We start from the raw sequence: 24552 nt of genomic DNA on the forward strand, positions 1-24552 counted from the left end.
CCTACCATTGCTCCCGCTTTCTGGGCGCGCTGGCCGCGCGCTTGCGCGCCGTTGCGGCACGTCCGTCTGTCTTCGGCGCGGATCTACGCGTGCTCTTCGCGGCAGCAACGGGTTGCGCGCGCCTCGTCGTCTTGATGGCGGACGCTTTGCGCGCATTGGCGGCTGGTGCGGTGGCGCGATTCGATGGCGCGATCTTCGCAGCGGGCGCCGCATTCGTCGGCTCATCCTGGCTTAGCGTGATGCCGGCGTTCAGCAGCCGCAAGACCGTGAAGAGCCGCTCGACGCCCGCGGCGGCCGGGTTGGCCTCGAACTGCGCATAGCTTTGCTGCGTGATGCCGAGCCGCTCGGCGAGCATCGCCTGCGTGAGTCCAGCGGCTTTGCGAAAGCCGCGCAGAACGGGCCGCAACTGGCCAAGCGTCTTGACGGAATAATCCACGGCGGGCCTCGAGAGACGGGTTGAACGCGGGACAGGGCTGGTCTTGCAGGGCAGCGTTTGCGCTGCCGTCCGTCGGAACAGGATACAGTTCAAAGGCTGTATTGGCAATATACAGTCTTTAGGCTGTAAAAAGAAAATACAGGGTAAAGGCTGTACGTGAGCTTGCGGCGACGCATCGGATCGCACAAGTTTTGCGAACGATTCGCAAACTGCCCGCGCGTCGCGCGCTGCGTTGCGCTGCAGCGCGGCGCCTTCCGTCAACACGGGTACGTGAAGTGCTACCGAACGCTCATTCGGCCGCACGATCAGGCGACGGCGATCCGAACAATATTCACAACAAGGGAGGCAAGGCCATGAGCGATCATCAATCTTCGAATGCACCCGATCCCACACGCCGCAAGATCCTGGCGGCGCTTGCGGGGAGTGTCGCGTTGTCGGCTTGTGGCGGAGGAGGCGGATCGTCGGGCAGCACGGGGGCGACGAGCGGCCTTCCGCCCGATCGCGCGAATCTCCCACGGCCTGCGTTGCCGAATCCCGCTACGTCGGGCATCGATCACATCGTGCTCGTCACGATGGAGAACCGTTCGTTCGATCATATGTTCGGCTGGGTGCCGAATGCCGAGCATCAGCAGAACCGCCAGTTCACCGATGCCTTCGGTCAGGCGCAAACGTCGTTCGGGTTGACGTCGAATGCCGCGTACGGCTTTCAGGCTTGCTCGTTCTCCGATCCGAACCATGCGTATGACGCAGGGCGCGTCCATCTCGCGAACGGCGCGATGAACGGTTTTCTGCTGACGCCGGGCACGAGCGTCATGCGCGGCGACGTGCTGCCCATCGGCTATTTCGGCGCACCCGATCTCGACTTCTATCGCGAGGCCGTTACGCAATACACGGTTTGCGACTACTACATGAGCGGCATTCTCTCGGCCACGTTTCCGAACCGCCTGTATCTGCACAGCGGCGAAACCGACCGCCTCGACGACAGCGTCGATACGTCGTCGCTGCCGACCATCTGGGACCGGCTCGACGACAAGAACATCTCGTCGACGTACTACTTCCACGACGTGCCGTTCACGGCGCTCTACGGCACGCGCTACGTCGGCCGCTCGAAGCTGTTTGCCGACTTTCTCTCCGATGCCGCCGGCGGCAATCTGCCCTCGTTCTGCATGGTCGATCCGAGCTTCGCGGGAGAAGCGCAGGGCACGTCGAACGACGATCACCCGCACGCCGACGTGCGCAACGGCCAGGTGCTGCTCGGCAAGATCTACGACGCGCTGCGCACCGGTCCGAAATGGAGCACGACGCTGATGATTCTCGTGTATGACGAATGGGGCGGCTTCATGGAGCACGCGGTGCCGCCCGTCAAGCCGGTGTCGACGGCGGAGCATACGGTCGGCAACGATGGCCGCCTGGGCTTCCGCGTGCCGTGCATGCTGATCGGGCCGCGCGTGCGCGCGAACAACGTGTCGCGCTATCCGTTCGATCCCAGCTCGATTCATCAGCTGCTTGCGTGGCGCTTCGGTCTCGATCCGCTCGGCGTGCGTGCGAGCGACGCGAGTACTTTCAACATGGCCTACGCGCTCGACTTCAGCGATGCCGCACGAACCGACGCGCCCGCTATTGCGGTGACGCAAGGCACGTTCGGCGTGGCTTGTTCGACGGCGGGTGTGATTCCTGGACTCGGCGGCGTCGATCACAGTCAGCAGGTTCCATCTACGGCAGCTTCGGAACCGACGGTCAATGCTCCCGGCGGACGCTTTGCCGATCTTCGCGCGAAAGCAACGGCACTGGGCTTCCCAGGCGGGATGTAATTTCTGCGCGACCTGCGCACGTCTTGATGAAAAAGCGGCTCCGCGACGCGTGTCGCGGAGCCGCAATCGCTTACAGCAGACAGTTGCTTCGAACCAGAAGTCCGATCAGGCAGCTTCCTTCCGACGCTTGCCGATTTCCGTTTCGACAGGCATCTTGTCGGACTGCGGCACAGTACCGGCAGGGCGGTGCACGTCGTGCGTGACGAAGCCCAGTTCGCGGCTCGGCACATCGAACCAGTCGCGATGCGAGAACGAATCGCGGATATCGTCGAGGCCGCTTTGCCAGTGTTCGAGCATCGTGTCCATGCTGAACTCGTAGTCCTTGTAATGCCCTTCGTACGGCTTGTTCTTGTAGATCAGATGCACGACGTTGATCGCGCTGCCGTCCGCGGCCTCTTCGGCGAGCCGGAACAGCGGGTCCGCTTTCAACACCGACGTCGGCACATGCTCGAGCAGCTCCTTGATGAAGCGTGCATGCTTTTGCCGCTCGGCAAGCATGTTCGTGATCGCGCGCGTGCGGCTCGAATACTGGATGTCTTTCGCGCGCTCCGAAATGTCGAGGAAGTCGCCCGGCGCATTGCCGCGCGCGCTCCACAAATCCACCTGAAAAACGAGGGTGTCTTTGTGATCGGAATCGCGCAGTACTTCTGTGAGCGGCGTATTCGACACGAGGCCGCCGTCCCAGTAGTACTCGCCTTCGATTTCGACTGCGGGAAAGCCCGGCGGCAACGCACCCGACGCCATGAAATGCTCCGGCACGAGGCGCATCTTGCGATTGTCGAAGTACGTGAGATTGCCCGTGCTCACGTTTACCGCGCCCACGGACACGCGAATCGCGCCGTCATTGATGCGGTCGAAATCGGCGTATTGCAGCAGCGTTGCCTTGAGCGCGGCCGTGTCGTAGTAGCTGACGCGACTCGGGTCGAGCTTGCCGAGTCCTGCCATCGGCAGCGGAAAACGCGGCGCGAAAAAGCCGGGCTGGCCTTCCGTCAACGCGCGGCCCGCGGCCCACATGCTCGCCCACTTGCGCGAGAGATCTTGCATGCCGAGGCCGGGCAGCGTCCACGCGCTCACGCTGCCGACCCAGTCGAGCGGATGACAGATTGCGTTCCAGAAACCGCGCAGTGCCTTCACGCGGTTTTCCGGCGCATTGCCCGCGATGATCGCCGTATTCAGCGCGCCGATCGACACGCCCGCGATCCAGTCGGGTTCGACCTTCGCTTCCGCAAGGCCTTCGACGACGCCCGCCTGATAAGAGCCGAGCGCGCCGCCGCCTTGCAGCACGAGAGCGATCTCGTCATAGCGCGGCAACACAAAAGGCTCGGGTTGGGCGCTGATTTTCTTTGTGTCGCTGCGCATGCGTCGCTCCTTATTTCATCGACCAGCCGTGGCTGACGATCACCGATTGACCCGTCAGTGCCGACGATTCGAACCCCGCGAGGAAGGCGACCGTGTTGGCGACGTCTTCGACCGTCGTGAATTCGCCGTCGACGGTTTCCTTCAGCATCACGTTCTTCACGACTTCTTCTTCGCTGATCCCGAGCGCCTTGGCCTGTTCGGGAATCTGTTTGTCGACGAGCGGCGTGCGCACGAAACCCGGGCACACAACGTTCGCGCGCACGCCGCGCGGACCGCCTTCCTTCGCCACCACGCGAGCCAAACCGAGCAGGCCGTGCTTCGCGGTGACGTAAGCGGATTTCAGCTTCGACGCTTCATGCGAATGCACCGAGCCCATGTACACGATCGAACCGCCGCGCTGGCTGTCGTACATGTGCTTGATGGCTGCCTTGGTCGTGAGAAACGCGCCGTCGAGGTGAATGGCGAGCATCTTCTTCCAGTCGGCGAATGCGTACTCTTCGATCGGCGCGACGATCTGAATGCCCGCGTTCGACACGAGCACGTCGATGCTGCCGAGTTCTTTCACGGCGCGTTCGACGCCTGCATTGACGGCTTCTTCATTCGTGACGTCCATCGAAACGGCGATCGCCTTGCCGCCTGCTTCGACGATGCTCGACGCGACTTTCTGCGCGTTGTCCAGATTCAGGTCGGCAATGACGACGGCCGCGCCGAGGCTTGCCAGCTTGCGAGCACATTGTTCGCCGATACCGCTTGCTGCGCCCGTCACGAGCGCGACCTTGTTTTGCAATGACATGTCTGTTCCCTTTGATAGTTGGAGAGTCTTAGCGAGGCGCTTAGACCGCGAGTTCGAGTGCGTCGTCGTTCGACTTCTTCGCCGTTTGCGGTTCGGCATGCGCAGGCGCGAGATAGTCGAATGCGACTTCGCCGATATCCAGCGTGAGATTCGCGATCACGTGACGTGCGCCGACGACGCGCTTCACAGGCAAATCGGCGATCGGTGCGAGTGCGTGCGGATGCAGTTCGAGTGCAGCAGGGCCACTCCATGCGCCGAGCACCGACACGTCGCGCAAATAGAAACGCACGAGTTCGCAGATGCGCGCCGAGCCGTCGACGTGCGGAATCACCTTGAGCAGATAGTTCGGCGTGTCGGCGAGTTTCGCGCGTTCGGCTTCGATATCGAGTGCGCGATGCTTGTAGCCCATCGTGCCCGTGGCAATGCGTTGCGTGCCGTAATCGAGCGTGCCGAGCAGCGTGTCATTGCCGTCGACGCCGAGCTTCGGACGCGCGAGCTTCTTCGGAAAGCCCCAGATTTCGCGGCCGCCCGCAATCGGACCTTCGTCGTCGAGGTACATCGAGTGCGTGTAGTTCGCGAGACGTCCTTCCATGTCGCGCACCGAGATCACCTGGCCGCTTTCCGTGTAATCGCCGAAGCCCGACGAGTCCGGCATGCGAATGAACTCGTAATGCACGAGCGCGATTTCCGGCTTCAACGGCTCCGGCACGATGGCGCGCAGCGCATCCAGATCCGTTTCATACGAAATGATGAAGTACTCGCGATTGAGAAAACGGAACGGCGGGCGAGGGTAGGCGGGATTGTGAACGGGCATCGCAAAGGCGGATTGCCGGATCGATTTGATGTCCATGAACTTCCTCTTAGGCATTGGGCGTTGTTGGAGCACGGCGAATCTTAGAGCAAAATTTTTTTCCCGATCACATTAATTTTTCCAATACACCGTTGGTCTGCGCGCAACAGTGATCAGGGCTTTCAGTCTGATTCAACAAACAGTGAATCATTGTGAAAATCGGCATGACGCATTTCTGTGAGCGACATGTCGAAGACGCGGAATGAAATACGGGTGACATGCAATCGATGTTTCCGCCGCCATGTTTAACGACGTCAGACGATTTGCGCGATCGTCGATCGGATGAGATTGATTGGTGAGCTAATCAATTCGCTCGCGCGTGGCGGATGGTTGGGTGCGCATCGCGGCGCACCGGACGGACTCGCGAGCAAAAAGTGTTATTGATTTGTTGCAGCGCGACATCGCCAGGGTATATACTAGGGTTATTACCTAGGGTGTAACCCGCACAAGGAGTCCGCCATGCAACAAGCTACGACCGCCGCCGTCCCGTCCACGAGCTGGCTTTCGCGTCTGCGCGAGCTCGCCATCCGCGCCGTCGACCTGCATCTGCAGCACTGCGCCGTTCTGGCTGAAGCGTATCGCCGCTAAGCATTTCGCATAAAAAGGGAGTACGGATTCGTACTCCCTTTTTTTATCGACGCTCGTTGCGCCTCATCATCGCGCGGTTGTCAGATACCCGCCTTGTTCGCCGCGAAGATCAGCCGCAGCCCAAGCGCCGCGATCGCGCCCGCCGCAATCCTGTCGATCCACGTCTTCGCGCGCAGATAGACTTCGCGCGGCCGACGGCTCGAGAAACACAGCGCAACGATCGTGTACCAGCCGAACTCGACCGCGAAAACCAGCGGCGGCAGCACGAAGTAGCACCACACGGGCGGATGCTGTGGCAACAGTGCCGCAAAGATACTGCCGTACCAGATCGCCGTCTTCGGATTGCTGAGCTGCGTTGTCAGGCCGACCAGGAATGACTTCTTCGCGCTGCGGCCGTGTGCGTCGCCCGAATTGTCCATCGCGATCGGGTGCGCGGCGCCGCGCCAGATCTTCGACGCCATATAGATCAGATACAGGCCGCCCGCCACTTTCAGGCCGATATACAGCCATTCGACGGCCACCAGCAGCGTATAAAGCCCGGCGAGCGCAATGCCGCCGAAGAAAATCCCGCCGATACCCATACCCAGCGCCGTCGACAATCCATCGCCGCGAGACAGGCTGATCGAGTTTCGCGCGACGAGCACGAAGCTCGGGCCGGGAATCATCGCGCCGAGCAACAACGCGACGAGAATGGCGAATACAGCGGCGGATGCGGACATCGAACGGTCTCCTTGATGACAACTTTCGACGCAAAGTGCGTCGGAACGGACGCGCGTCTGCCGCAAGAATAGAGGCAACAGAAAAGCCCTGCAACGCGCGCGCCGTCGAACTCGCGTATCAGCCTGGTGCGAGCGACTGCGACAGCGCGATCAGATTGACAGGCACAAGGCGGATCAACCCGCCGCGCGGACTGTCGATATCCGCGATCAGCGCGAACGACAGCCCGATCACGATCGGCAGGACCAGCAGCACGGCATTGCGTTTGATTTGCCCGCGCGTGCCGTAGCCAATCATCACGTTGCAGAACAGGCCGATCGCCAGCATCAGCGACCACGCCGCGACGGGAATGTGATTCCACCACGAGGCCTGCGTATAGCCCTGCGTATTGATCACGTCGTTCATGCCCGACACGGCAAGCGCGATCACGGGCGTCTGCCGCTCGACGGCGACGTTGCGCACGGCCGTCCAGAGTTCCGTTTCGAGCTGGTTCGTCGCCGCATTGACCCGCGCGATGCTGTCGTCGTCCAGAGCCTGATAGTAGTGGATGCGCTGATCGAGATAACGGCGCAGCAAGGTCTGCACGCGTTGCGCATCGGTATCGGGCAGCAGTCCGGCGCGCAGATACTCCGTGCCGATCGCGTTGGCTTCTTCTTCCTCGTAGTTCTTGCGCTGGTCGTACCGGCTGACCGCCATCGAAAACGTAAAGCCGATCATCAGCGCGAGCAGCGTGAGCGTCGCGGCCTGCACGACGTTGAATTCGTCGCGTGCTTCGTCGTGGGCTTCGTCTGAAATTTGCCGGTGCCTGCGCATCAGCGCCGCGCCGGCGTAGGCGCCAATCGACATCGCGACGAACGCCACGATGAACAGGAACAGCGGGTGTCTGAGCGGCGAGGGCATCTGCACGTCTCCGGTTCGATTGCGGTGGGGCAACAGGAAAGAGAACGGGAACGGCCTGAACGAGCGCGGCATGAACGCGCCACTGCGACGCCATTCTCCAATAGGCAATGGGTCGCTTGCAAGACGGCCACGGGACCGATTGATAAAGTAGCGCGATGGACGAAAACGAACGAATCAGGCGCGCCGTGTCATGGCTGCGCGAAGCGGATGGCTTGCTGGTGACGGCGGGCGCGGGGATGGGCGTCGATTCAGGCTTGCCTGATTATCGCGGCGCGGAGGGATTCTGGCGCGCGTATCCCGCGTTGAAGCAGCATCGCCTGACCTTTCAGGACATGGCGAATCCGCGCGTGATGGCGCTGCATCCGCGGCTGTGCTGGGGCTTCTATGGACATCGGCTCGATCTGTACCGGCGCACCGTGCCGCACGCGGGATTCGACATGCTGCGCCGATGGGCCCAAGACATGCCGCGTGGCATCGCTGCGTTCACCAGCAACGTCGATGGACAGTTCCAGGCAGCGGGTTTCGACGATGCATCGGTAGCCGAATGCCACGGTTCGATCCACATGCTGCAATGCTCGGAAGTCTGCCACGACGGCCTGTGGCGTGCGGACGACGTGCAACCCGTCGTCGACGAATCGACCTGCGAACTCGTGAGCGAGCTGCCGCGCTGCCCCGAATGCGGTGCCGTCGCGCGGCCCAACATCCTGATGTTCGGCGACTACGACTGGATCGCATTGCGCACGGAACAGCAGGAAGCGCGTCTGCACGCATGGCTGCGGACCGTCGAGCAACTCGTCGTGATCGAAATCGGCGCGGGCAAGGCAATTCCGACCGTGCGGTATTTCAGCGAGCAAAACGGACCGCGCGTGATCCGCATCAATCCACGCGACTTCGGCATTGCGCCGCATCATGGCATCGGGCTCGCGCGCGGCGGGGTCGAGGGTCTCCGGCTGCTCGATCAGGCGATGCGGGGATAGCGGACGGCACGGCATGCACAGTGCCGCCCGAAGCCCCACGGCTGCTTAAACAGCATCCGGCTGCGCATTCCATGCAGGCTCGCGCTGACTGATACGCCGCAGGGCGACGCGTGTCTGCTGCCTGCGTACGATCGAACGCGCGGCACGCGTGAGCGCCAGATCGAGTGCACCGCGCCAGTCTCTTGCAATCGACGTCACGACGACGGGCGTCGCATCCGGCGTCTGCACCTGCACCTGACAGCGTTTGTCGAGTCCGCCACGCGGACCGTTGATGTCGGACAGACTCACGGTTGCCTTCGAAATCAGCCAGTCCATGCGGCGAAACACGAAGCGGATGCGTTGGCGCGCGAAGCTGCGCATGCGGACGGCTTCGCGGTCGCGGGACTTGAACAGGACTTGCATGAGACACCTCCTTCGTGGGTACGGCTCAAGATTACGGTGAGGAGGTATGCCGGAAAAAGCAGAAATAATGGAAGTTCAACTTCGGAAAAACCGAACCGTCTGTTTCAACAAAGATCACCCGGGCGCCGCGCCCAATACCTTCTGCGTCAAAGGATGATGCCGCCCGCGCCGCGACACGATCGCGTGAATTTCCTCCTTCACGTCCGGCGAACGGCCGAGCCAGCGCAAACCGCGATGCATTGGATCGTTACGTTCCGCGCCGAACGCAGCGAGCGGAAATACGCCCATACCGCGTGAAGCGAATAGCGCCATCAACGCACTGTCTTCGAACTCGCCCGCAATGCGCGGCCGGATGCCTTCCGCTTCGAACCAGCGATCGAGCCGCGAGCGCAGCGACGAATGGCCCGTCGGCAGCAGCACAGGCAACGAGGCAAGGCTCTGCGGGAAATGATCGATATGCGTCTTGCGCACGAGCGTGGCCGGCCCGTACCAGTCGATCGGCGACGCGATCAGCCGTTCGCTCGACAGCCGCAAGTTCGAATTGTGCGGCGCGGGCTGGCTGGACAGCACGAGATCCAGATGGTGATGCGCGAGTTCCGCGAGCAGATCTTCCGCTTCGCCTTCGTGACAGAGCAGCCGTAACGAGGGCGTGTCCAGAATGTTCGCGAGAATCGCGTGAACGGCCAGCTTCGAAATGCCGTCCGTCAAACCGACTGCAAAACGCGCGACTTTTCCGCCCGCCGCTTCACGGACGTCGTCGTGCAGTGCGCGGCCCAGCTGAAAAATTTCCTCTGCGCGTGCATAGGCGGCCTGTCCCGCTTCCGTCATCGCGACGCCGCGTCCTGACGGTTTCAGCAGCTGATGTCCCAGCGATTTTTCCAGTTCGCGCACCTGCGCACTGATGGTCTGCACCGCCATGTCGAGCCGTTCGGCGGCGCGCGCAAAGCCGCCTTCCTTCACGACAACCCAGAAATAGTGCAAGTGCCGGTAATTGAGCATGCGTGGTCTCACTTCGTAAAAACCGAACCAACCATCAGATTAGCACTGGTTTTTCCGAATGCGTAGTCAGGCGATCATCCGTTCTACAGGCTGTGACCCAGTAATCGGCCGCTCAATTTCAACCGGACAAGAACGCGCGCACATGGATTCCCTACTGACACTCGTCGCCGATCCCGCCGCATGGGCTGCACTCGTCACGCTCGTCGTGATGGAAGTGGTGCTCGGCATCGACAACCTGATCTTCATTTCCATTCTGAGCAACAGGCTGCCCGAAGCGCAGCGCGCGCGGACCCAGCGCATCGGCATCATGCTGGCGCTGGTGATGCGGCTCGGTCTGCTCAGCACGGTCGCGTGGATTGCGCGTCTGACGGAGCCCGTATTTTCGGTGTTCGACCATGCGTTTTCGTGGCGCGACCTGATTCTGCTCGCGGGCGGTCTGTTCCTCGTGTGGAAGGCGACGCGTGAAATGCACCACCACGTGAGCCGCGACGCCGATGGGGTGTCGAACTCCGCGATGGGCGTCGGCGGTCTGACGGTGACGGCGGCGATCGGCCAGATTCTCGTGCTCGACCTGGTGTTTTCCGTCGACAGCATCATCACCGCGGTCGGCATGACGGATCACCTGCCCATCATGTTCATTGCGGTGATCGCGGCTGTCACGGCGATGCTGTTCGCAGCGCGTCCGCTGTCGAAGTTCATCGAACGCAATCCGACCATCGTCACGCTGGCGCTGAGCTTCCTGCTGGTGATCGCGATGACGCTGATTGCGGAGGGTTTCGGCTCGCACGTGCCGAAGGGCTACATCTACGCGGCGATGGCTTTCGCGGGCTTCGTCGAAGGTATGAACATGCTGGCGCGCCGCCGGAAGGTCAGGCGCGAGCTGAAGGCGGCGGGTGCGTCTGCCGTCGGCACCGAAAAAGAAGGTTCGGCTTTCTCGAACTAAAGGAAGCGTTTCGGGAGCGGCGACCCAAACCGCCGCTCCGTACTTGAACACGAAAGGAGTGATGCAATGAAATGCCCCGTCTGCAAGACCCCGGATCTGTTGATGACCGAGCGTCAAGGCATCGAGATCGACTACTGTCCGACCTGCCGTGGCGTGTGGCTCGATCGCGGCGAACTCGACAAGCTGCTGAACCAGATGCAGAACGACGCGGAGCCCGCATACCGGGGCGACCAGCCCGAGCACGAAGCGCGGCGCGATCAGTCGTGGGGACGTCAACACGATTCGTACGACGACGATCGCCGCAAGCACTATGACCCACGGCGCGACCCGCGCCGCAAGAAGAAATCGCTGTTCGACATGTTCGATTTCGATTGAGTCGTATGCGGCATGAATGACACCAATCCGCGGCTTTATAGTAATACTATAATCAAAAGATCGATGGCCGCACCGAAACATCGGATCAGATGGTCCCGGAGCGCCCGAAGCGCCTATTAGTTTTTCATATCTGCCTAAAACGTGGGAAAAGGCGGCGTCCGCGCCGCCTCTTCCTTCCCTATAGCCTTACGTTTGATGACGCGAACGTGGGGAAAACGCTAATCGAAAGCGCGCGAAGCCAAACATATAGTTTGGCTATAAGTAAAAATCAGACGCGCCAGAAACTCCTCGGCAAAGGTCGGGGCGTGTGCGGCGCGCAAGGTGTCCGCCACGAGCGTGCACGCCTATGCCGGAGACTCTCCGGACTGCGTTTTCCAATGGATTGTCAGTTGCCTGTTTTGCAGCAAGAGTTGGCGCATGCGTTCGTTCGTCGCGTCCAGGCCGTTGTCGCGCACGCAGGAAAGCAGCGTCTGAGAAAACAACCACATCGGAGACACACATGAAAGTCGCCACGCGTCTGATCGCCGGAATGCTTGTTGGAGCGGCGCTCACCGTCGCAGCCAGCGTCAATAGTTTTGCGGGGGATAAGCAGATCACCTTGGGCTTTTCGCAGGTCGGCGCAGAAAGCGCCTGGCGCACTGCGAATACCGTGTCGGTGAAATCGTCGGCGAAAGATGCCGGCATCAACCTGAAGTTCTCGGACGCGCAGCAGAAGCAGGAAAACCAGATCAAGGCGATCCGCTCCTTCATCGCGCAGAAGGTCGACGTGATTGCGTTTTCGCCCGTCGTCGAGTCCGGCTGGGAACCCGTGCTGACGGAAGCGAAGAACGCGAAAATCCCCGTGATTCTCACGGACCGTTCGATCGACGTGAAAGACAACTCGCTGTACGTGACGATGATCGGCTCGGACTTCCTTGAAGAAGGCCGCCGCGCAGGTCGCTGGCTCGAAGAGCGCTACAAGAACGAAGCAGGCCCGATCAATATCGCCGAACTGCAGGGCACGGTCGGCAGCGCACCCGCGAACGACCGTCATGCCGGTTTGATGGAAGTGATCAAGAACGATCCGAAGTTCAAGATCATCGCATCGCAGAGCGGCGACTTCACGCTCGCGGGCGGCAAGCAGGTGATGGAGGCGTTTGCGAAGACCTACGGCAAGCAGATCAACGTGGTCTACGCGCATAACGACGACATGGCGCTCGGCGCGATCCAGGCAATGGAAGAAGCAGGCATCAAGCCCGGCAAGGACGTGAGCGTCGTATCGTTCGACGCGACCAAGGGCGGCTTCGAAGCGATGATCGCCGGCAAGATTAACGTCGACGTCGAATGCAGCCCGCTGCTCGGCCCGCAACTGATGACGGCCGTCAAGGATGTCGTGGCAGGCAAGCAACTGCCGAAGCGCATCGTGACGAATGAAACCGTGTTCCCGATGAACGTTGCCGCGCAGATTCTGCCGCAGCGCAAGTACTAAGCCGCTGAGTCGTAGCGACCGTCCGGCGCGCCTTGTTAAAAGGGCGCGCCGGATTTTCCATCACGTGATCGTCACGCTGCTTGTGTCATGCATATGGCCGAACAACCGTTACTCGAAACCATCGGTATCAGCAAGACGTTTCCGGGCGTGAAGGCGCTGTCGGGCGTCGATTTCCGGCTATTTCCCGGAGAAATCCATTCGTTGATGGGCCAGAACGGCGCGGGTAAATCGACGCTCATCAATGTACTCACAGGCGTGCACGAACAGGACGCGGGCGAGATCCGTCTCGCCGGCGAGCCCGTGCGTTTCGCCACGCCACTCGAAGCGGAAGCCGCGGGCATCCAGACGCTTTACCAGGAAATCAATCTCTGCCCGAATCTGTCGGTGGCGGAGAACATTTTCGCGGGCCGTCAGCCGAAGCGGCGCGGTGCGATCGACTGGAAAGCGATCCACGCACGCTCGCAGGATGCGCTCGCCGAACTGAACGTGTCGCTCGACGTCACCAAGTCGCTCGATGCGTATCCGATCGCCGTGCAGCAGATGGTTGCGATCGCGCGCGCGATGTCGGTGAAAGCGCGCGTGCTGATTCTCGACGAACCGACGTCGAGCCTCGACGACGGCGAAGTCGCGCGGCTCTTCGACGTGCTGCGCAATCTCAAGCAGGCGGGCATCGCGATCCTGTTCGTCACGCACTTTCTCGAACAGACGTACGCGATTTCCGACCGCATCACGGTGATGCGCAACGGCGTGCGCGAAGGCGAATATCTCGCGAAAGATCTGCCCGTCGAAGAACTCGTTGCGAAGATGGTCGGCCATAACCGGATGTCGGAGCGCCTCAAAGGCGGCGCGCCGGATACGCCGCAGCAGCACGCGGGCGCCGCGCCATTCCTGTCGATGCAGGGCGTCGCGCGGCGCGGCGTGATGAATCCCATCGATCTCGACGTGCAGCCCGGCCAGATACTCGGTCTCGCCGGTTTGCTCGGCTCGGGACGCACGGAGACGGCGCGCCTCGTGTTCGGCGTCGACAAGGCGGATACGGGCACGATCAGCGTCGACGGCAAGAGCACGAAGCTCAGTTCGCCGCACGATGCCGTGCGGCATGGCATCGGCTATTGCCCGGAAGATCGCAAGAAAGAGGGCATCGTCGCCGCGCTGTCGATCCGCGAGAACATCATCCTCGCGCTGCAGGCGCGGCGCGGCTGGCTGCGCATGATCAGCCGCAAAAAACAGCGTGAAATCGCCGATACGTATATCGAGCGCCTCGGCATCAAGGCGCACGACGCCGAGCAGCCGATCGGCCTGCTGTCGGGCGGCAACCAGCAGAAAGTGGTGCTCGCGCGCTGGCTCGCCACCGAGCCGAAGATGCTGATACTCGACGAACCGACGCGCGGCATCGACGTCGCCGCGAAGTTCGAAATCATGGACCGCGTGCTCGCGCTGTGCTCGAAAGGCCTCGCTATTCTGTTCATTTCGTCGGAAGTGAGCGAGGTGGTGCGCGTGAGCCATCGCATCGCGGTGCTGCGCGACCGGCGCAAGGTCGCGGACGTGACGGGCAGTGCGGTATCGGAAGATCAGGTGTACCGGCTGATTGCGGGAGCTAATGAATGAAAGCGGGAATGAAGCAGATTCAGGCGGTATTCAGGCATCAGCTGGTGTGGCCTGCGTTGACACTGATCGCGCTGTTCGTCATCGACGTCGTGCATCGCGCGAATTTTCTCTCGATCACCTTGCTCGACGGACACCTGTTCGGCGCGCCCATCGACATTCTCAATCGCGCCGCGCCGCTCGTGATCGTGTCGCTCGGCATGACGCTCGTGATCGCGACGCGCGGCATCGACATTTCCGTCGGCGCCATCGTCGCGATTGCGGGCGCGGCGGCCGCCGTCGTGCTTGCAGACGATCCTTCCCGCATCGGCGTAGCGCTCGGCGCAGCGCTCGCTGTGGGCGTGCTGGCGGGCATCTGGAACGGCATGCTGGTCGCGTTCGTCGGCATGCAGCCGATCATCGCGACGCTGATCCTGATGGTCGCGGGACGCGGTGTCGCGCAACTGCTGACGGGCGGGCAGATCATTCCCATCGGCGCACCGGGCTATCTCGTGTTCGGCGGCGGCTATCTCGCCACAGTGCCGTGTTCCGTGTGGATCGCGCTCGGCGTGACGGCCGCGACGGCGCTGCTCGTCAATCGCACGGCGCTAGGTCTGTTCATTCGCGCGATCGGCGTGAATCCCGTTGCGACGCGCCTGGTCGGCTTGCGCGCGAGCGCGATCGTGTTCAGCGTCTACGTGTTTTCGGGTTTGACGGCCGCCATCGCAGGCATTCTGGCGAGTTCCAATGTGCGCAGCGCCGACGGCAACAACGCGGGCCTGCTGCTCGAACTCGACGCGATCCTCGCCGTGACGCTCGGCGGCACGTCGCTGCTCGGTGGACGTTTCAGTCTCGCGGGCACCGTGCTCGGCGCGCTGATCATCCAGACGCTGACGTACACGACGTATTCGATCGGCGTGCCGCCCGAAGCGACGCTCGTCGTCAAGGCGATCGTCGTGCTCGTCGTCAGCGTGATCCAGTCGGCCACCGCGCGCGCGATGCTGATGCGTCACCTGCTGCGCGCGTTTGCATTCGCGAAGACGAAACCGCTTACCGGGACTCCACAATGAACAATATGCTCGGCCGGCTGCTCGATCCGCGCACGCTGCCTATCGTCGTCACTGTCGTGCTGTTTGCCGTGCTGTTCGGCTTCGGCTCGGTGATGTACACGGGCTTTTTCTCGCTACAGGTTTTGCTGGGCCTGCTCGTCGACAACGCGTTCCTGCTGATCGTCGCGATCGGCATGACGTTCGTGATCGTGTCGGGTGGCATCGATCTGTCCGTCGGCTCCGTCGTCGCGCTGACGACGATTCTCTGCGCGATCTGCGCCGAGCGTCTGCACTGGCCCGTGTGGGTGATCGCGCCGCTGGTGCTCGCGTTCGGCACGCTGTACGGTGCAGCGATGGGCGCGCTGATTCACTTCTTCCGTTTGCAGCCGTTCATCGTCACGCTCGCGGGCATGTTCCTCGCGCGCGGCGCGTGCTTCCTGATCACCACGCAGTCGATCACGATCAACGAATCGACCTTTCACGCGATGGCGGGCTTCAGTGTGCCGATCGGCGGCGGCTCGCTGACGTCGGGCGCGCTGATCGCGCTGCTGACGCTGGCCGTGGCGATCTATGTCGCGCACTTCACGCGGTTCGGGCGCAACGTGTACGCACTCGGCGGCAACGAGCGCTCCGCGCTGCTGATGGGCTTGCCTGTGGCGCGTACGCGGATCGGCGTGTATGCGTTGAGCGGCTTTTGCTCGGCGCTCGGCGGCTTCGTGTTCACGCTGTACGTGCTGTCGGGCTATGGCTTGCAGGCGCAGGGCATGGAACTCGATGCGATCGCCGCGACCGTGATCGGCGGCACGCTGCTGACGGGCGGCGTCGGGTATGTGATCGGCTCGGTGTTCGGCGTCGGCATTCTCGGCACGATCCAGACGCTGATTACCTTCGACGGCACGCTCAGCTCGTGGTGGACGCGCATCGTGATCGGCACGCTGCTGTGCGCGTTTTGTCTGCTGCAACGGATCATCGAGCGGCACGCGGCGCGGCGCAAATCGAACGGCACGGGGCTCGGCGCGAACGTGACGAAGCCCGCCGACAAGCCCGCGCCGACGCACGGCACGAGCACCATCGATCTAGCGAAGATGAGCCCGACGACGTTGAAGCAGTCGTGAGTGTTTCAGTCGCTTAGTGGCACCGCTGTATCGTCGGTCGGGACTCGCCCGTTACGCCGCGCCGCACCCGGCGATACACCGACGATCCGCTTGAACGCACGGCTAAACGCAGCATCCGAGTCGTAACCGAGGCGCGTCGCGAGTTCCGTCAGCGACGCGTCCGTTTCCTGCAAATGCGTGAGCGCGGCCTGCATTTTCCAGCGCACGGCATAGCGCATCGCCGGTTCGCCGACCAGTTGCGTGAATCGCGCGGAGAACGCCGAGCGCGACATGCCGACGCTATCGGCGAGCGTTGCTACCGTCCAGTTGCTCGACGGATCGCGATGAATCATTGCGATTGCGCGTCCAATCTGCCTGTCGCGCAACGCGCCGAGCCAGCCCGTTTGCGCAGCGGGTGCATGCGCGATCCATGCGCGGATAGCCTGAATCACGAGAATATCCGCGAGCCGCGTGATCACCGTTTCGCCGCCCGCATTCAATTGCTGCGCTTCGGCCGCGATGAAGCGCAGCGTGCTCTGAATCCACTCCATTTCCGGCGACTGCCACATATCGACGCGAATCAGCTTCGGCAGCAGACCGATCAGCCGTTGTGCTGCCGGATGATCGAAACGCACGAGCGCGCAGATCATCGTGGTCGGCGCGCCGCCTTCGCCATGACGAAGGATCTCGTAGCGGTTGCTGACGGCTTCGCGCGGCAACTCGAACAGCTTTCCGGCGGGCACGTCCGGCGCGCTCATCAGCCGATGTCCTGCGCCGTGCGGCACGAGTGCGAGATCGCCGGCGCGCAGCGTGCAGCGCTCGGCGCCTTCCACTTCGAGCAGACATTCGCCGGACGTGACGACATGAAACATCATCGAGCGCTCGAACGGCGGCAGTTCGAGCGCCCACGGCGCGCTGAACTCCGAGCGGCAATAGAAGGTGCCGCTCATGCGCAGAAAGTGCAGCGCTTCGCCGAGGGGATCGCCGGATGCGGGCAGTTCGTTCATGAACTCAGTGTAGGCAGCGATAAGCGCATCGTCCAGCGGATCGTCCAATCGAATGGACGAATGAGCATGAATGGAGGATTTCGGATCATTGTCCGTCCACAAGCACGTGGCTATTCTGGATTCACGGTCGCCGCACGACGCGGCGTGTAGAAGGAGAAATGATCCATGAAAGCAGACACGATTCTCGTACTGGGCAGCACGGGCAAGACAGGCCGCCGCGTGGTGGAGCGGCTCGAGAAGCAGGGCGTGAACGTGAGACACGGCTCACGTTCCGGCACGCCGCCGTTCGACTGGGCCGAGCGCGCGACATGGGCGTCCGCGTTGAACGACGTGAAAGCCGTGTACATCACGTACTTTCCCGACCTTGCCGTCGAAGGTGCGGCTGACGACATTCATGCGTTCACGCAGCAGGCCGTACAAAGTGGTGTGCGACGCCTCGTGCTGTTGTCGGGACGCGGCGAAGCGGAAGCGCAGCGTTGCGAAGATATCGTGCGCAATGCGGGCGTCGAATGGACGTTGCTGCGTGCAAGCTGGTTCGCGCAGAACTTCAGCGAGGCGCATTTTCTCGAACCCATTCTCGCGGGCGAACTGGCGTTGCCGGTCGGCGACATCGGCGAGCCTTTCGTCGATGCGGACGATATCGCCGATGTCGCCGTCGCCGCGCTAACGGAAGACGGTCACGTGGGCCAGCTCTACGAATTGACGGGACCGCGCTTGTTGCATTTCGCGGATGCCGTCGCCGAGATCGCGAAAGCCACCGAACGCCAGCTCCGCTTCACGTGCGTGACGATGCCGGAATACGTCGCTGCACTCGAAGCAGCGCAACTGCCGCCCGACGTGATCTGCCTGATCCGCTATCTGTTCACGGAAGTGCTCGATGGACGCAATGCGTCCGTGCAGGACGGCGTGTTTCGCGCGCTCGGACGACAACCGCGAGACTTCAGCGCTTACGCGCGGGCAACGGCTGCGACAGGCGTCTGGACACCCGCTGTCGACGACAGCGCGCCAAGCTTCTGATTGAGCCAGTACGCGTACGACACCTCGATGTTCTCCTGAAGCGCGACGAGGTTCGTGGTCTGGTCGATCAGCAGTTGCCCGATCTGCGCGATGAGATTGAACTCCTGCTCGACCAGCTTCGTCATCGTGTTCGCGCCGCGGATTTCGGCACGTTCGCGATTCCACGCGGCCCAGCCTTGCAGCCACGACTGCTGCTGCAGCGTCATTCGCTCGACGATGGCCTGCTGCATCTGGGCCAGTTCCCTCCAGGTCTGCATGTCCATGCCGAATGCAAACAGACGCGCCGTATCGATGCCGTTGGTCGCCGAACGCGCCGCCCAGCCGCTCAACAGCACGGGCATTTTCAGCGTGTCCTGAACGGCGGCGGCGCGCGCGGCAGGGGCCGTCTTCTGCACGGCGGCGGCAGCCGATACAACGGCCGTCGCGTGCGATGGGGCCGCTTCGTCCGCAAGCGCGGGTTGTGTAAGCGTCATTTCATTCATAGCGTGCTCGTCAGGTAAGAGGAAGGTCAGCCGCCCAGCCGGCTCAGCATGCCGTACAGCGCCTTGATCTGAATCGCGTCGCGCGAATAGTAGTCGGGCTGCTCGGGATCGTCGCTCGTATAGCCCCACCAGTCCCAGCAGCCATCGGGATTTTGCAGGCCGCCACCGTCCGCGCCCGTCGCCTGGGGATACAGCACGATGATGTCGTTGCTGTCGGCGAGTTCGTTGTAGCCCGTCGTCGTGATGTAGCGGTTGCCGTAGGGCGCCTGATTCGAAATGTCGGCGCGTCCGTACACGTAGTTCACGTAGCTGTAGCCCTGCTTGCAACCGTGCAGCACGACATGCACGCGGGCAGGCGCACCTTCTTCGACGGACCGCGGCACGTACGCGTAGCCGAATTCGCCCATGCTGGCGCGCGCTTCGCCGCCGAAGAATTCCGTCTGGTCGAAGCGCAGCAGGCGGCCGCCCGTCTGCTGCGCGGCGGGTTTGAGATCTTCGTAGATGTGATGCAGAATCCGGTGCGACTGCATGAAGCCGCCCTGGTTGATATACGGCGGCTGGTTGGTGGCGAGCAGTGAATCTTCGGGGTTGTCGGTGACGATGGAGTGACCGGCGGGCACCGTGTCGTCGAACAGGATATCGGCCGATTTCACGCCGAGCAGTTCGTAGAAGCGATGCGTGCACTTCACGACATCCGAATACACGACGCTGTCGCGCGAACCCGTGAACAGATAGATGCGATCGCCTTTGAGGTTCGACAGCGGATCGATCGCGCCGGCCTGTGCGGTGTCATGCGCGAGTTGCGCGAGACGCGGCGCGCTCGGTCCCGTTTGCGGCGTCAACGGGCTCATGCAGATGTATTCGGCGCTTTGAACATAGGCATCCGCAGCGAGCGGCGCGGCGCCGCGAAACGATTCGGAGCAGCGGAACGGTCCGCCCGCAATCACGCCGACGCCCGCAAAGCTGGCGGAATACGCGAGGTGAAATTGCACTGTCATGAACGCGCCAGACGACAAACCGGAAATGGAGCTTTCGCCTTTCCTGACGTTGTAATCGCGCAGTTGAACGATCTCGTTCGCCATCGAATGATCCCCCGTACGAGTAACGCGGCCGCGATGATATTCATCGCAGCCGGTCAGATGTGCGACACGTGAAGGTCGCTTGTCGAGCCGCTATTCGCGGCGCTTCGAAGTCGAAGCTCTATTGGTATAGGTGAGCTTGCGCGGTGCAGCAAGCGCTTTATTCTGAGGATTGACACGAGCGATTCGCGTTCGTGTGTTGAGGTATTCGAGGCGATGCTGCGTGCATGGCAATCACGCGCACTGCATCACGCATGCAATGCATATTCGCTTGAACCAGGTGTTGCTATTGCGAGGCAACTGGCTTGGTCGGCGCGTCCTTGAAGCGCGCATGCAGCTGCGTGCGAATTTCGGTGATGACGGTCTCAGGGAGCGGAATATAGTCGAGGTCTTCCGCGGCGCGATGTCCGTTCGCAAAAGCCCACTCGAAAAAGCTGAGCGCTTCTTTGCCGCGATCAAGGCTGTCCTGCGTCGCGGGTATCAGCACGAAGGTAGCGCCCATCACGGGCCACGCGTCTTTTCCAGGCTCGTTGGTGAGGATGCCGTAGAGCGTGGTCGACCAGTCGGCGCCCATCGCGGCGGCGTTGAACGCTTCCGGTCCCGGCTGAACCGACACGCCCGACGCGTTTTTCATCGCCGTGTAGGCGATGTGGTTCTGCTTCGTAAAGTCCCACGCGACGTAACCGATCGAGCCGGGCAGATAGCGCACATAAGTCGCCACGCCTTCGTTGCCTTTGCCGCCGATGCCGCGCGGCCAGCGAACGGACGTGCCTTCGCCGACTTTCGTTTTCCATTCGGAACTGACCTGCGACAGATAGTGCGTCCAGATCAGCGTCGTACCCGAACCATCGGCGCGGCGTATCACGGCAATCGCAAGATCGGGCAACTTCACCTTCGGGTTCAACGCGGCGATGGCCGGGTCTTTCCAGTTCATGATCTTGCCGAGATAGATCGCGCTGAGCACTTCGCCCGACAACGTCAACTCGCCGGCCTTGACGCCCGGAAGATTGACGACGGGCACGACGCCGCCGATCACAATGGGGAACTGGACGAGCCCGCTCTTGCTCAACTGGCTTTCAGTCAGCGGTGCGTCGGACCCGGCGAAGTCCACCTGTTTCGCGATGATCTGCTTGACGCCTTCCGTCGATCCGACGCTCAGATAATGCACATTGCCGCCGCCTGATTTCTTGTAAGCGTCCGCCCAGGCCGAATAGATCGGCGCGGCAAACGTGCTGCCTGCGCCGGTGATGTCGGCGGCATGAGCGGCGGTCGTCACAAGGAAAGCAAGCGCGGCAAGCGCGATCGGCATGGTTCTCACGATACCCTCACTAATGTTGCTGTTAGCGTTGTTCGGTGATGGCCGGTCCAGCCGCTCGTTGTCGACGCGATATCTGACGATGCGTCGAAAGATGGCAATGCCATGACAGTGATTACAGGTCGGCCGTGTGCGCGATGCAAATTGAATCGGCCTATCGGAAACCCGCATGCAGCCTTGTTCTGCGGGGTGTGATTTCTTCGGATGAGTCCGCGCGTGACAGATGACGCAGCGGATTTTTCATGCTGTATGCTGATTTGCAACGAGCGTTACGCGTGACTGCTACGGGAGAAACCGGTAATGGACTTCTTGCGCCAGCTGTTCCATCGCGATGAAGCGGGTGCGCCTGCGATCGATGCCGCGCGTATCGACGAAGCGATTGCGCGCATTCTCGCTATTCACCCGCGCATCGGCGTGGTGAGCCGCTACCGGCAGCGGCTGAAAGACCCGATATCGGTCGCGCTTCAATACGCTGACGACCTGATGGCGTCGCTGCCCGCGACGCTCGATGCGAACGCGGAAGCATGGGCAGGCAATCCGAGCCTGCGCGCGTTCTTCGCCACGCCCGACGATATCGCCGATACCTTCGGCCGCTCGGAAGACGTGCGCGCATTCTTCGACCAGAATCCCGGTGCCGTCGATATGCACGGCACGTTGGGGATGGCGTTGACCGAGCGACACGTGCTGGGCGTCGCGCTCGACGGCGACACGCTGCATCACGACGTCGCGCAAACCACTTTGAGTTTCAGCGATCACCGCGTGCGGATGTGCGGACGCAATGAAGCGGCATTGCGCGAAGAGATCGAACGCAGGCTGATCGATCAGCTCGCGCTCGAAGGGCTTTCGATGCTCGCCGCCACGCGCGCCGCACGGCTCGCGCGCGGGCGCGAGCTGATGCAGGAGCGGGTCGCACTGCTGCATCGAAGCGGTACTGGCATCTCGTCTATCGCGGGCGGCGGTGCAACCGTCGAAGCCGACGAACTGCTGCATGTGCAGACGCAGATCGCGAAGAACGCCGACAGCATGGCCGCGCTCAGAGTGCCGACGGATGTCGTCGAGCATGAACTCGAAGGCATTTGCGAAGTGTTCGGCAAGCCCGCCGATTACGTCTACATACGGAACCGGCATATCCGCATCGATATGATGAACGTCGTGCAGGAAGGCGAAGCGCAAGGCGGCAACGACATCGAGTTTCACTTCGTGCGCGTTCCGGGCGTCACGCCGCAGATGCGCGCGTTCGCGATGGTGCGTTTTCGCCGCTCCGATCTGCCGCCAGGGGGATTACATATCGACGCCGCAATGCGCGCTCTATAAGATCGAAGAAGATGTCGCGCCCATTGAAAATGCGGAGGTTCGGGATGATCAGGTTCGCTCCGATTGTGTTGTCCGTGGCGGCTGGCCTCGTCGTTTCATTGATGGCGGGACCGCACGCGTTCGCGCAACCTTCTGCAATGAAGCCGATGCAGGATGCGCAGCGCAAAGCCGAACAGAAAGCGCGCAACGCGCAAAAGAAAGACGACGAACAGGCCGCATCGCAAGACAAGGCGCCAAAGCAGGACAGCGCGAAACCCGCGTCGTCGCCGTGAGTACTTTGCGCGTTATTTCAGTTATGGAATCGATCGCTATCGGCGTTGCGTAATTCGCATCGAAGCTGTGTTGGTGGAAATGCGCCAACACGCGTGGAAAGTCATAGACTGTTTGCAGAAGCATGACGTTTTTTGCGCGACGACAAACACGCTGCATGGCCATCGCGGGGCGACCATGAAACGCATTCTGCTGGGTACGTTACTGGGTTTTTCGTGCGCTGCCATCGCCGTGCAGAATTGCGAAGAGATCAAGAGCAGTTGCGCGGCGGGCTACGCGCGCAATATTCAGGCATGTGGGCCATCGGGCGACAGACGATCGGGCATCTGCCGTGCCGATGCACATAACCGGTACATCGAATGCGTCAAGGCGGGCGGCTGCGAAGCCTGACGCGTCAGCGATCCAGATCTTCAATGTATGCACCGAAACAGGTAATCGCCGGATTCTTCAACCGTGTTGCGCGCTCGCGCCCGGCGAGCGGACTTTCCATGAGGAGAATGTCGTTATGGCTGAGCTTTGGGTAGGCAATATCGAAGACGAAACGAGCGACGAGGAAATCAAGTCGTTTCTTTGCCGCTACGGGTTTCCGCCTTTCGATTCGATTCAGCGCGTCGAAGGTACGGGCGAACGTCCTGCCGTCGTGCTCGCTTTCAACGACGTGGGCGCGCACGTGCTGCACAATCTGCAGCCCCGCGTTCATAACATGTTCTGGAAGAACCGCACGCTGACGGTTCAGGTCGTGCCCGAGCGCGATGAAACCTGATGCGTATGCCGACCATGCATTGCATGGATCTTTGACGGAACCCATACGGCGGTGACGGGAGACGAGCAATGGCTGAATTGAGGATCGAAAAGAGCCGGGGCAACGGCAAGCCTCCGGCAGGCATGCACGGTAGCGCGAAAGCGTCGGGGCGTCTGGACAACAAGCAGTATGAAAAAGAACTCAAGGCGCTGCATATCGAACTGGTGAAGCTCCAGGAATGGGTCGTGCAAACGGGCGCCAAAGTCTGCGTGGTTTTCGAGGGACGCGACGGCGCGGGCAAGGGCGGCACGATCAAGGCGATCACGGAACGCGTCAGTCCACGCGTGTTTCGCGTCATTGCATTGCCGGCGCCGACCGATCGCGAGAAGACGCAGATGTACATCCAGCGCTATCTGCCGCATTTGCCGGCTGCCGGCGAGATCGTGCTGTTCGACCGAAGCTGGTACAACCGCGCGGGCGTCGAGCGCGTGATGGGTTTTTGCACGGAAGAGCAGGTGGAAAACTTCTTCAAGGCCGTGCCGCTGATCGAACACGCGATCATCCAGTCAGGCATCATTCTTCTGAAGTACTGGCTCGAAGTCAGCGAGGACGAGCAAACGCGCCGGCTCGAAGCGCGCATCACCGACGAGCGCAAGATATGGAAACTCTCGCCGATGGATTTGCGCTCGTATAGCCGCTGGTACGACTATTCGCGTGCGCGGGACGAAATGTTCGCGGCCACCGACACCGATCAGGCGCCGTGGTACGTGGTGAGATCGGACGACAAGAAGCGCGCGCGTCTGAATCTGATCACGCATCTTCTCGACAGCATTCCGTACAAGACGATGCCGCGTCAGAAGATCAAGCTGCCGAAGCGGCAGAAGACGGAAGGCTACCGGCAGCCCGACCGGCCGGCGCGTTATGTACCGGAGAAGTTCTAGGCTGTATTGAAGAGTTGAAGAGCTGGTGGGCAGCAGGGCG

General features: G+C 61.8%; 27 protein-coding genes. 15 read left to right on the top strand and 12 right to left on the bottom strand.

The window, feature by feature from the left end; all coding sequences use genetic code 11:
- Position 1 precedes the first annotated feature (1 nt).
- Positions 2-436: a helix-turn-helix domain-containing protein gene (locus QEN71_RS09055; RefSeq protein ID WP_201654422.1), complete on the bottom strand. Its 435-nt coding sequence runs from the start codon at positions 434-436 to the stop codon at positions 2-4.
- A 353-nt stretch (positions 437-789) separates the two neighbouring features.
- Here QEN71_RS09055 and QEN71_RS09060 point away from each other — a divergent pair, with 353 nt between their 5' ends.
- Positions 790-2247, top strand: coding sequence for an alkaline phosphatase family protein (locus tag QEN71_RS09060; RefSeq protein WP_201654420.1), 1458 nt, complete (start codon positions 790-792; stop codon positions 2245-2247).
- Positions 2248-2352: 105 nt separating this feature from the next.
- Here QEN71_RS09060 and QEN71_RS09065 read toward each other — a convergent pair whose 3' ends face one another.
- Genes QEN71_RS09065 through QEN71_RS09075 form a run of 3 tightly spaced genes read right to left on the bottom strand, consistent with a single transcriptional unit; the run spans position 2353 to position 5249 of the window.
- Entirely contained in the window at positions 2353-3606 is a 1254-nt protein-coding gene (locus QEN71_RS09065) for a DUF3734 domain-containing protein (RefSeq protein ID WP_201654417.1), read from the bottom strand.
- 10 nt (positions 3607-3616) lie between these two features.
- Entirely contained in the window at positions 3617-4399 is a 783-nt protein-coding gene (locus tag QEN71_RS09070; RefSeq protein ID WP_201654415.1) for a 3-hydroxybutyrate dehydrogenase, read from the bottom strand.
- Positions 4400-4439: 40 nt separating this feature from the next.
- A complete protein-coding gene (locus tag QEN71_RS09075) occupies positions 4440-5249 on the bottom strand; it encodes an acetoacetate decarboxylase (RefSeq protein ID WP_201654412.1) in 810 nt (269 codons plus the stop codon).
- A gap of 459 nt (positions 5250-5708) precedes the next feature.
- Here QEN71_RS09075 and QEN71_RS09080 point away from each other — a divergent pair, with 459 nt between their 5' ends.
- Entirely contained in the window at positions 5709-5837 is a 129-nt protein-coding gene (locus tag QEN71_RS09080) for a hypothetical protein (RefSeq protein WP_007749609.1), read from the top strand.
- Between the two features lie 80 nt (positions 5838-5917).
- Here QEN71_RS09080 and QEN71_RS09085 read toward each other — a convergent pair whose 3' ends face one another.
- Positions 5918-6556 carry a LysE family translocator gene (locus QEN71_RS09085; RefSeq protein ID WP_201654409.1) on the bottom strand — a complete coding sequence of 213 codons (639 nt, stop codon included), beginning with the start codon at positions 6554-6556 and terminating at the stop codon, positions 5918-5920.
- 118 nt (positions 6557-6674) lie between these two features.
- The gene (locus tag QEN71_RS09090) at positions 6675-7454 is read right to left on the bottom strand and encodes a bestrophin-like domain (protein ID WP_201654406.1); all 780 of its coding nucleotides are present in this window, start codon (positions 7452-7454) and stop codon (positions 6675-6677) included.
- A 155-nt stretch (positions 7455-7609) separates the two neighbouring features.
- Here QEN71_RS09090 and QEN71_RS09095 point away from each other — a divergent pair, with 155 nt between their 5' ends.
- Positions 7610-8431 carry an SIR2 family NAD-dependent protein deacylase gene (locus tag QEN71_RS09095; protein ID WP_201654403.1) on the top strand — a complete coding sequence of 274 codons (822 nt, stop codon included), beginning with the start codon at positions 7610-7612 and terminating at the stop codon, positions 8429-8431.
- A 45-nt stretch (positions 8432-8476) separates the two neighbouring features.
- Here the strand turns inward: QEN71_RS09095 and QEN71_RS09100 are convergent, their stop codons facing one another.
- Positions 8477-8833, bottom strand: a complete 357-nt coding sequence (locus QEN71_RS09100; protein WP_201654400.1) for an HPF/RaiA family ribosome-associated protein — start codon at positions 8831-8833, stop codon at positions 8477-8479.
- A gap of 114 nt (positions 8834-8947) precedes the next feature.
- On the bottom strand, positions 8948-9832 hold the full coding sequence (locus QEN71_RS09105; protein ID WP_201654397.1) for a LysR substrate-binding domain-containing protein: 885 nt from the start codon (positions 9830-9832) through the stop codon (positions 8948-8950).
- 142 nt (positions 9833-9974) lie between these two features.
- Here QEN71_RS09105 and QEN71_RS09110 point away from each other — a divergent pair, with 142 nt between their 5' ends.
- From QEN71_RS09110 to yjfF, 6 genes are all read left to right on the top strand, one after another.
- Complete coding sequence (locus QEN71_RS09110; protein WP_201654394.1) at positions 9975-10775, top strand: TerC family protein; 801 nt, start codon at positions 9975-9977, stop codon at positions 10773-10775.
- A gap of 66 nt (positions 10776-10841) precedes the next feature.
- Positions 10842-11150 carry a TFIIB-type zinc ribbon-containing protein gene (locus tag QEN71_RS09115; RefSeq protein WP_201654391.1) on the top strand — a complete coding sequence of 103 codons (309 nt, stop codon included), beginning with the start codon at positions 10842-10844 and terminating at the stop codon, positions 11148-11150.
- Positions 11151-11679: 529 nt separating this feature from the next.
- Complete coding sequence (locus tag QEN71_RS09120; protein WP_223961227.1) at positions 11680-12618, top strand: ABC transporter substrate-binding protein; 939 nt, start codon at positions 11680-11682, stop codon at positions 12616-12618.
- A gap of 93 nt (positions 12619-12711) precedes the next feature.
- Positions 12712-14226, top strand: coding sequence for a sugar ABC transporter ATP-binding protein (locus QEN71_RS09125; protein ID WP_201654796.1), 1515 nt, complete (start codon positions 12712-12714; stop codon positions 14224-14226).
- Between the two features lie 8 nt (positions 14227-14234).
- Complete coding sequence (locus QEN71_RS09130; protein ID WP_201654793.1) at positions 14235-15272, top strand: ABC transporter permease; 1038 nt, start codon at positions 14235-14237, stop codon at positions 15270-15272.
- Complete coding sequence (gene yjfF, locus QEN71_RS09135) at positions 15269-16366, top strand: galactofuranose ABC transporter, permease protein YjfF (protein ID WP_201654386.1); 1098 nt, start codon at positions 15269-15271, stop codon at positions 16364-16366. Before QEN71_RS09130 ends, yjfF begins: the two co-directional genes overlap by 4 nt.
- Positions 16367-16371: 5 nt before the next feature.
- Here yjfF and QEN71_RS09140 read toward each other — a convergent pair whose 3' ends face one another.
- Positions 16372-17352, bottom strand: a complete 981-nt coding sequence (locus QEN71_RS09140) for an AraC family transcriptional regulator (RefSeq protein ID WP_201654383.1) — start codon at positions 17350-17352, stop codon at positions 16372-16374.
- A gap of 165 nt (positions 17353-17517) precedes the next feature.
- Here QEN71_RS09140 and QEN71_RS09145 point away from each other — a divergent pair, with 165 nt between their 5' ends.
- Positions 17518-18369, top strand: coding sequence for a Rossmann-fold NAD(P)-binding domain-containing protein (locus QEN71_RS09145; RefSeq protein ID WP_201654380.1), 852 nt, complete (start codon positions 17518-17520; stop codon positions 18367-18369).
- Here the strand turns inward: QEN71_RS09145 and QEN71_RS09150 are convergent.
- The 3 genes from QEN71_RS09150 to pstS form a co-directional block, all read right to left on the bottom strand.
- Complete coding sequence (locus tag QEN71_RS09150) at positions 18300-18851, bottom strand: hypothetical protein (protein ID WP_201654377.1); 552 nt, start codon at positions 18849-18851, stop codon at positions 18300-18302. The genes QEN71_RS09145 and QEN71_RS09150 overlap by 70 nt on opposite strands.
- 26 nt (positions 18852-18877) lie before the next feature.
- Complete coding sequence (locus tag QEN71_RS09155; RefSeq protein WP_201654374.1) at positions 18878-19933, bottom strand: extracellular catalytic domain type 2 short-chain-length polyhydroxyalkanoate depolymerase; 1056 nt, start codon at positions 19931-19933, stop codon at positions 18878-18880.
- A 283-nt stretch (positions 19934-20216) separates the two neighbouring features.
- The gene (pstS, locus tag QEN71_RS09160; RefSeq protein ID WP_201654790.1) at positions 20217-21239 is read right to left on the bottom strand and encodes a phosphate ABC transporter substrate-binding protein PstS; all 1023 of its coding nucleotides are present in this window, start codon (positions 21237-21239) and stop codon (positions 20217-20219) included.
- 306 nt (positions 21240-21545) lie between these two features.
- Between pstS and QEN71_RS09165 the strand changes: the two genes are divergently transcribed.
- The 5 genes from QEN71_RS09165 (at position 21546) to ppk2 (ending at position 24512) form a co-directional block, all read left to right on the top strand.
- Positions 21546-22559 carry a nucleoside/nucleotide kinase family protein gene (locus QEN71_RS09165; protein ID WP_201654371.1) on the top strand — a complete coding sequence of 338 codons (1014 nt, stop codon included), beginning with the start codon at positions 21546-21548 and terminating at the stop codon, positions 22557-22559.
- A 44-nt stretch (positions 22560-22603) separates the two neighbouring features.
- The gene (locus QEN71_RS09170) at positions 22604-22831 is read left to right on the top strand and encodes a hypothetical protein (protein WP_201654368.1); all 228 of its coding nucleotides are present in this window, start codon (positions 22604-22606) and stop codon (positions 22829-22831) included.
- Positions 22832-23006: 175 nt separating this feature from the next.
- Positions 23007-23219: a hypothetical protein gene (locus QEN71_RS09175; protein ID WP_201654365.1), complete on the top strand. Its 213-nt coding sequence runs from the start codon at positions 23007-23009 to the stop codon at positions 23217-23219.
- A 115-nt stretch (positions 23220-23334) separates the two neighbouring features.
- Entirely contained in the window at positions 23335-23592 is a 258-nt protein-coding gene (locus QEN71_RS09180) for an RNA-binding protein (RefSeq protein WP_201654362.1), read from the top strand.
- Positions 23593-23660: 68 nt separating this feature from the next.
- A complete protein-coding gene (gene ppk2 / locus QEN71_RS09185; protein WP_201654359.1) occupies positions 23661-24512 on the top strand; it encodes a polyphosphate kinase 2 in 852 nt (283 codons plus the stop codon).
- The last annotated feature ends 40 nt before the right edge of the window (positions 24513-24552 follow it).

Origin of the sequence: Paraburkholderia sabiae (assembly GCF_030412785.1) — a bacterium.
Lineage (GTDB): Bacteria > Pseudomonadota > Gammaproteobacteria > Burkholderiales > Burkholderiaceae > Paraburkholderia > Paraburkholderia sabiae.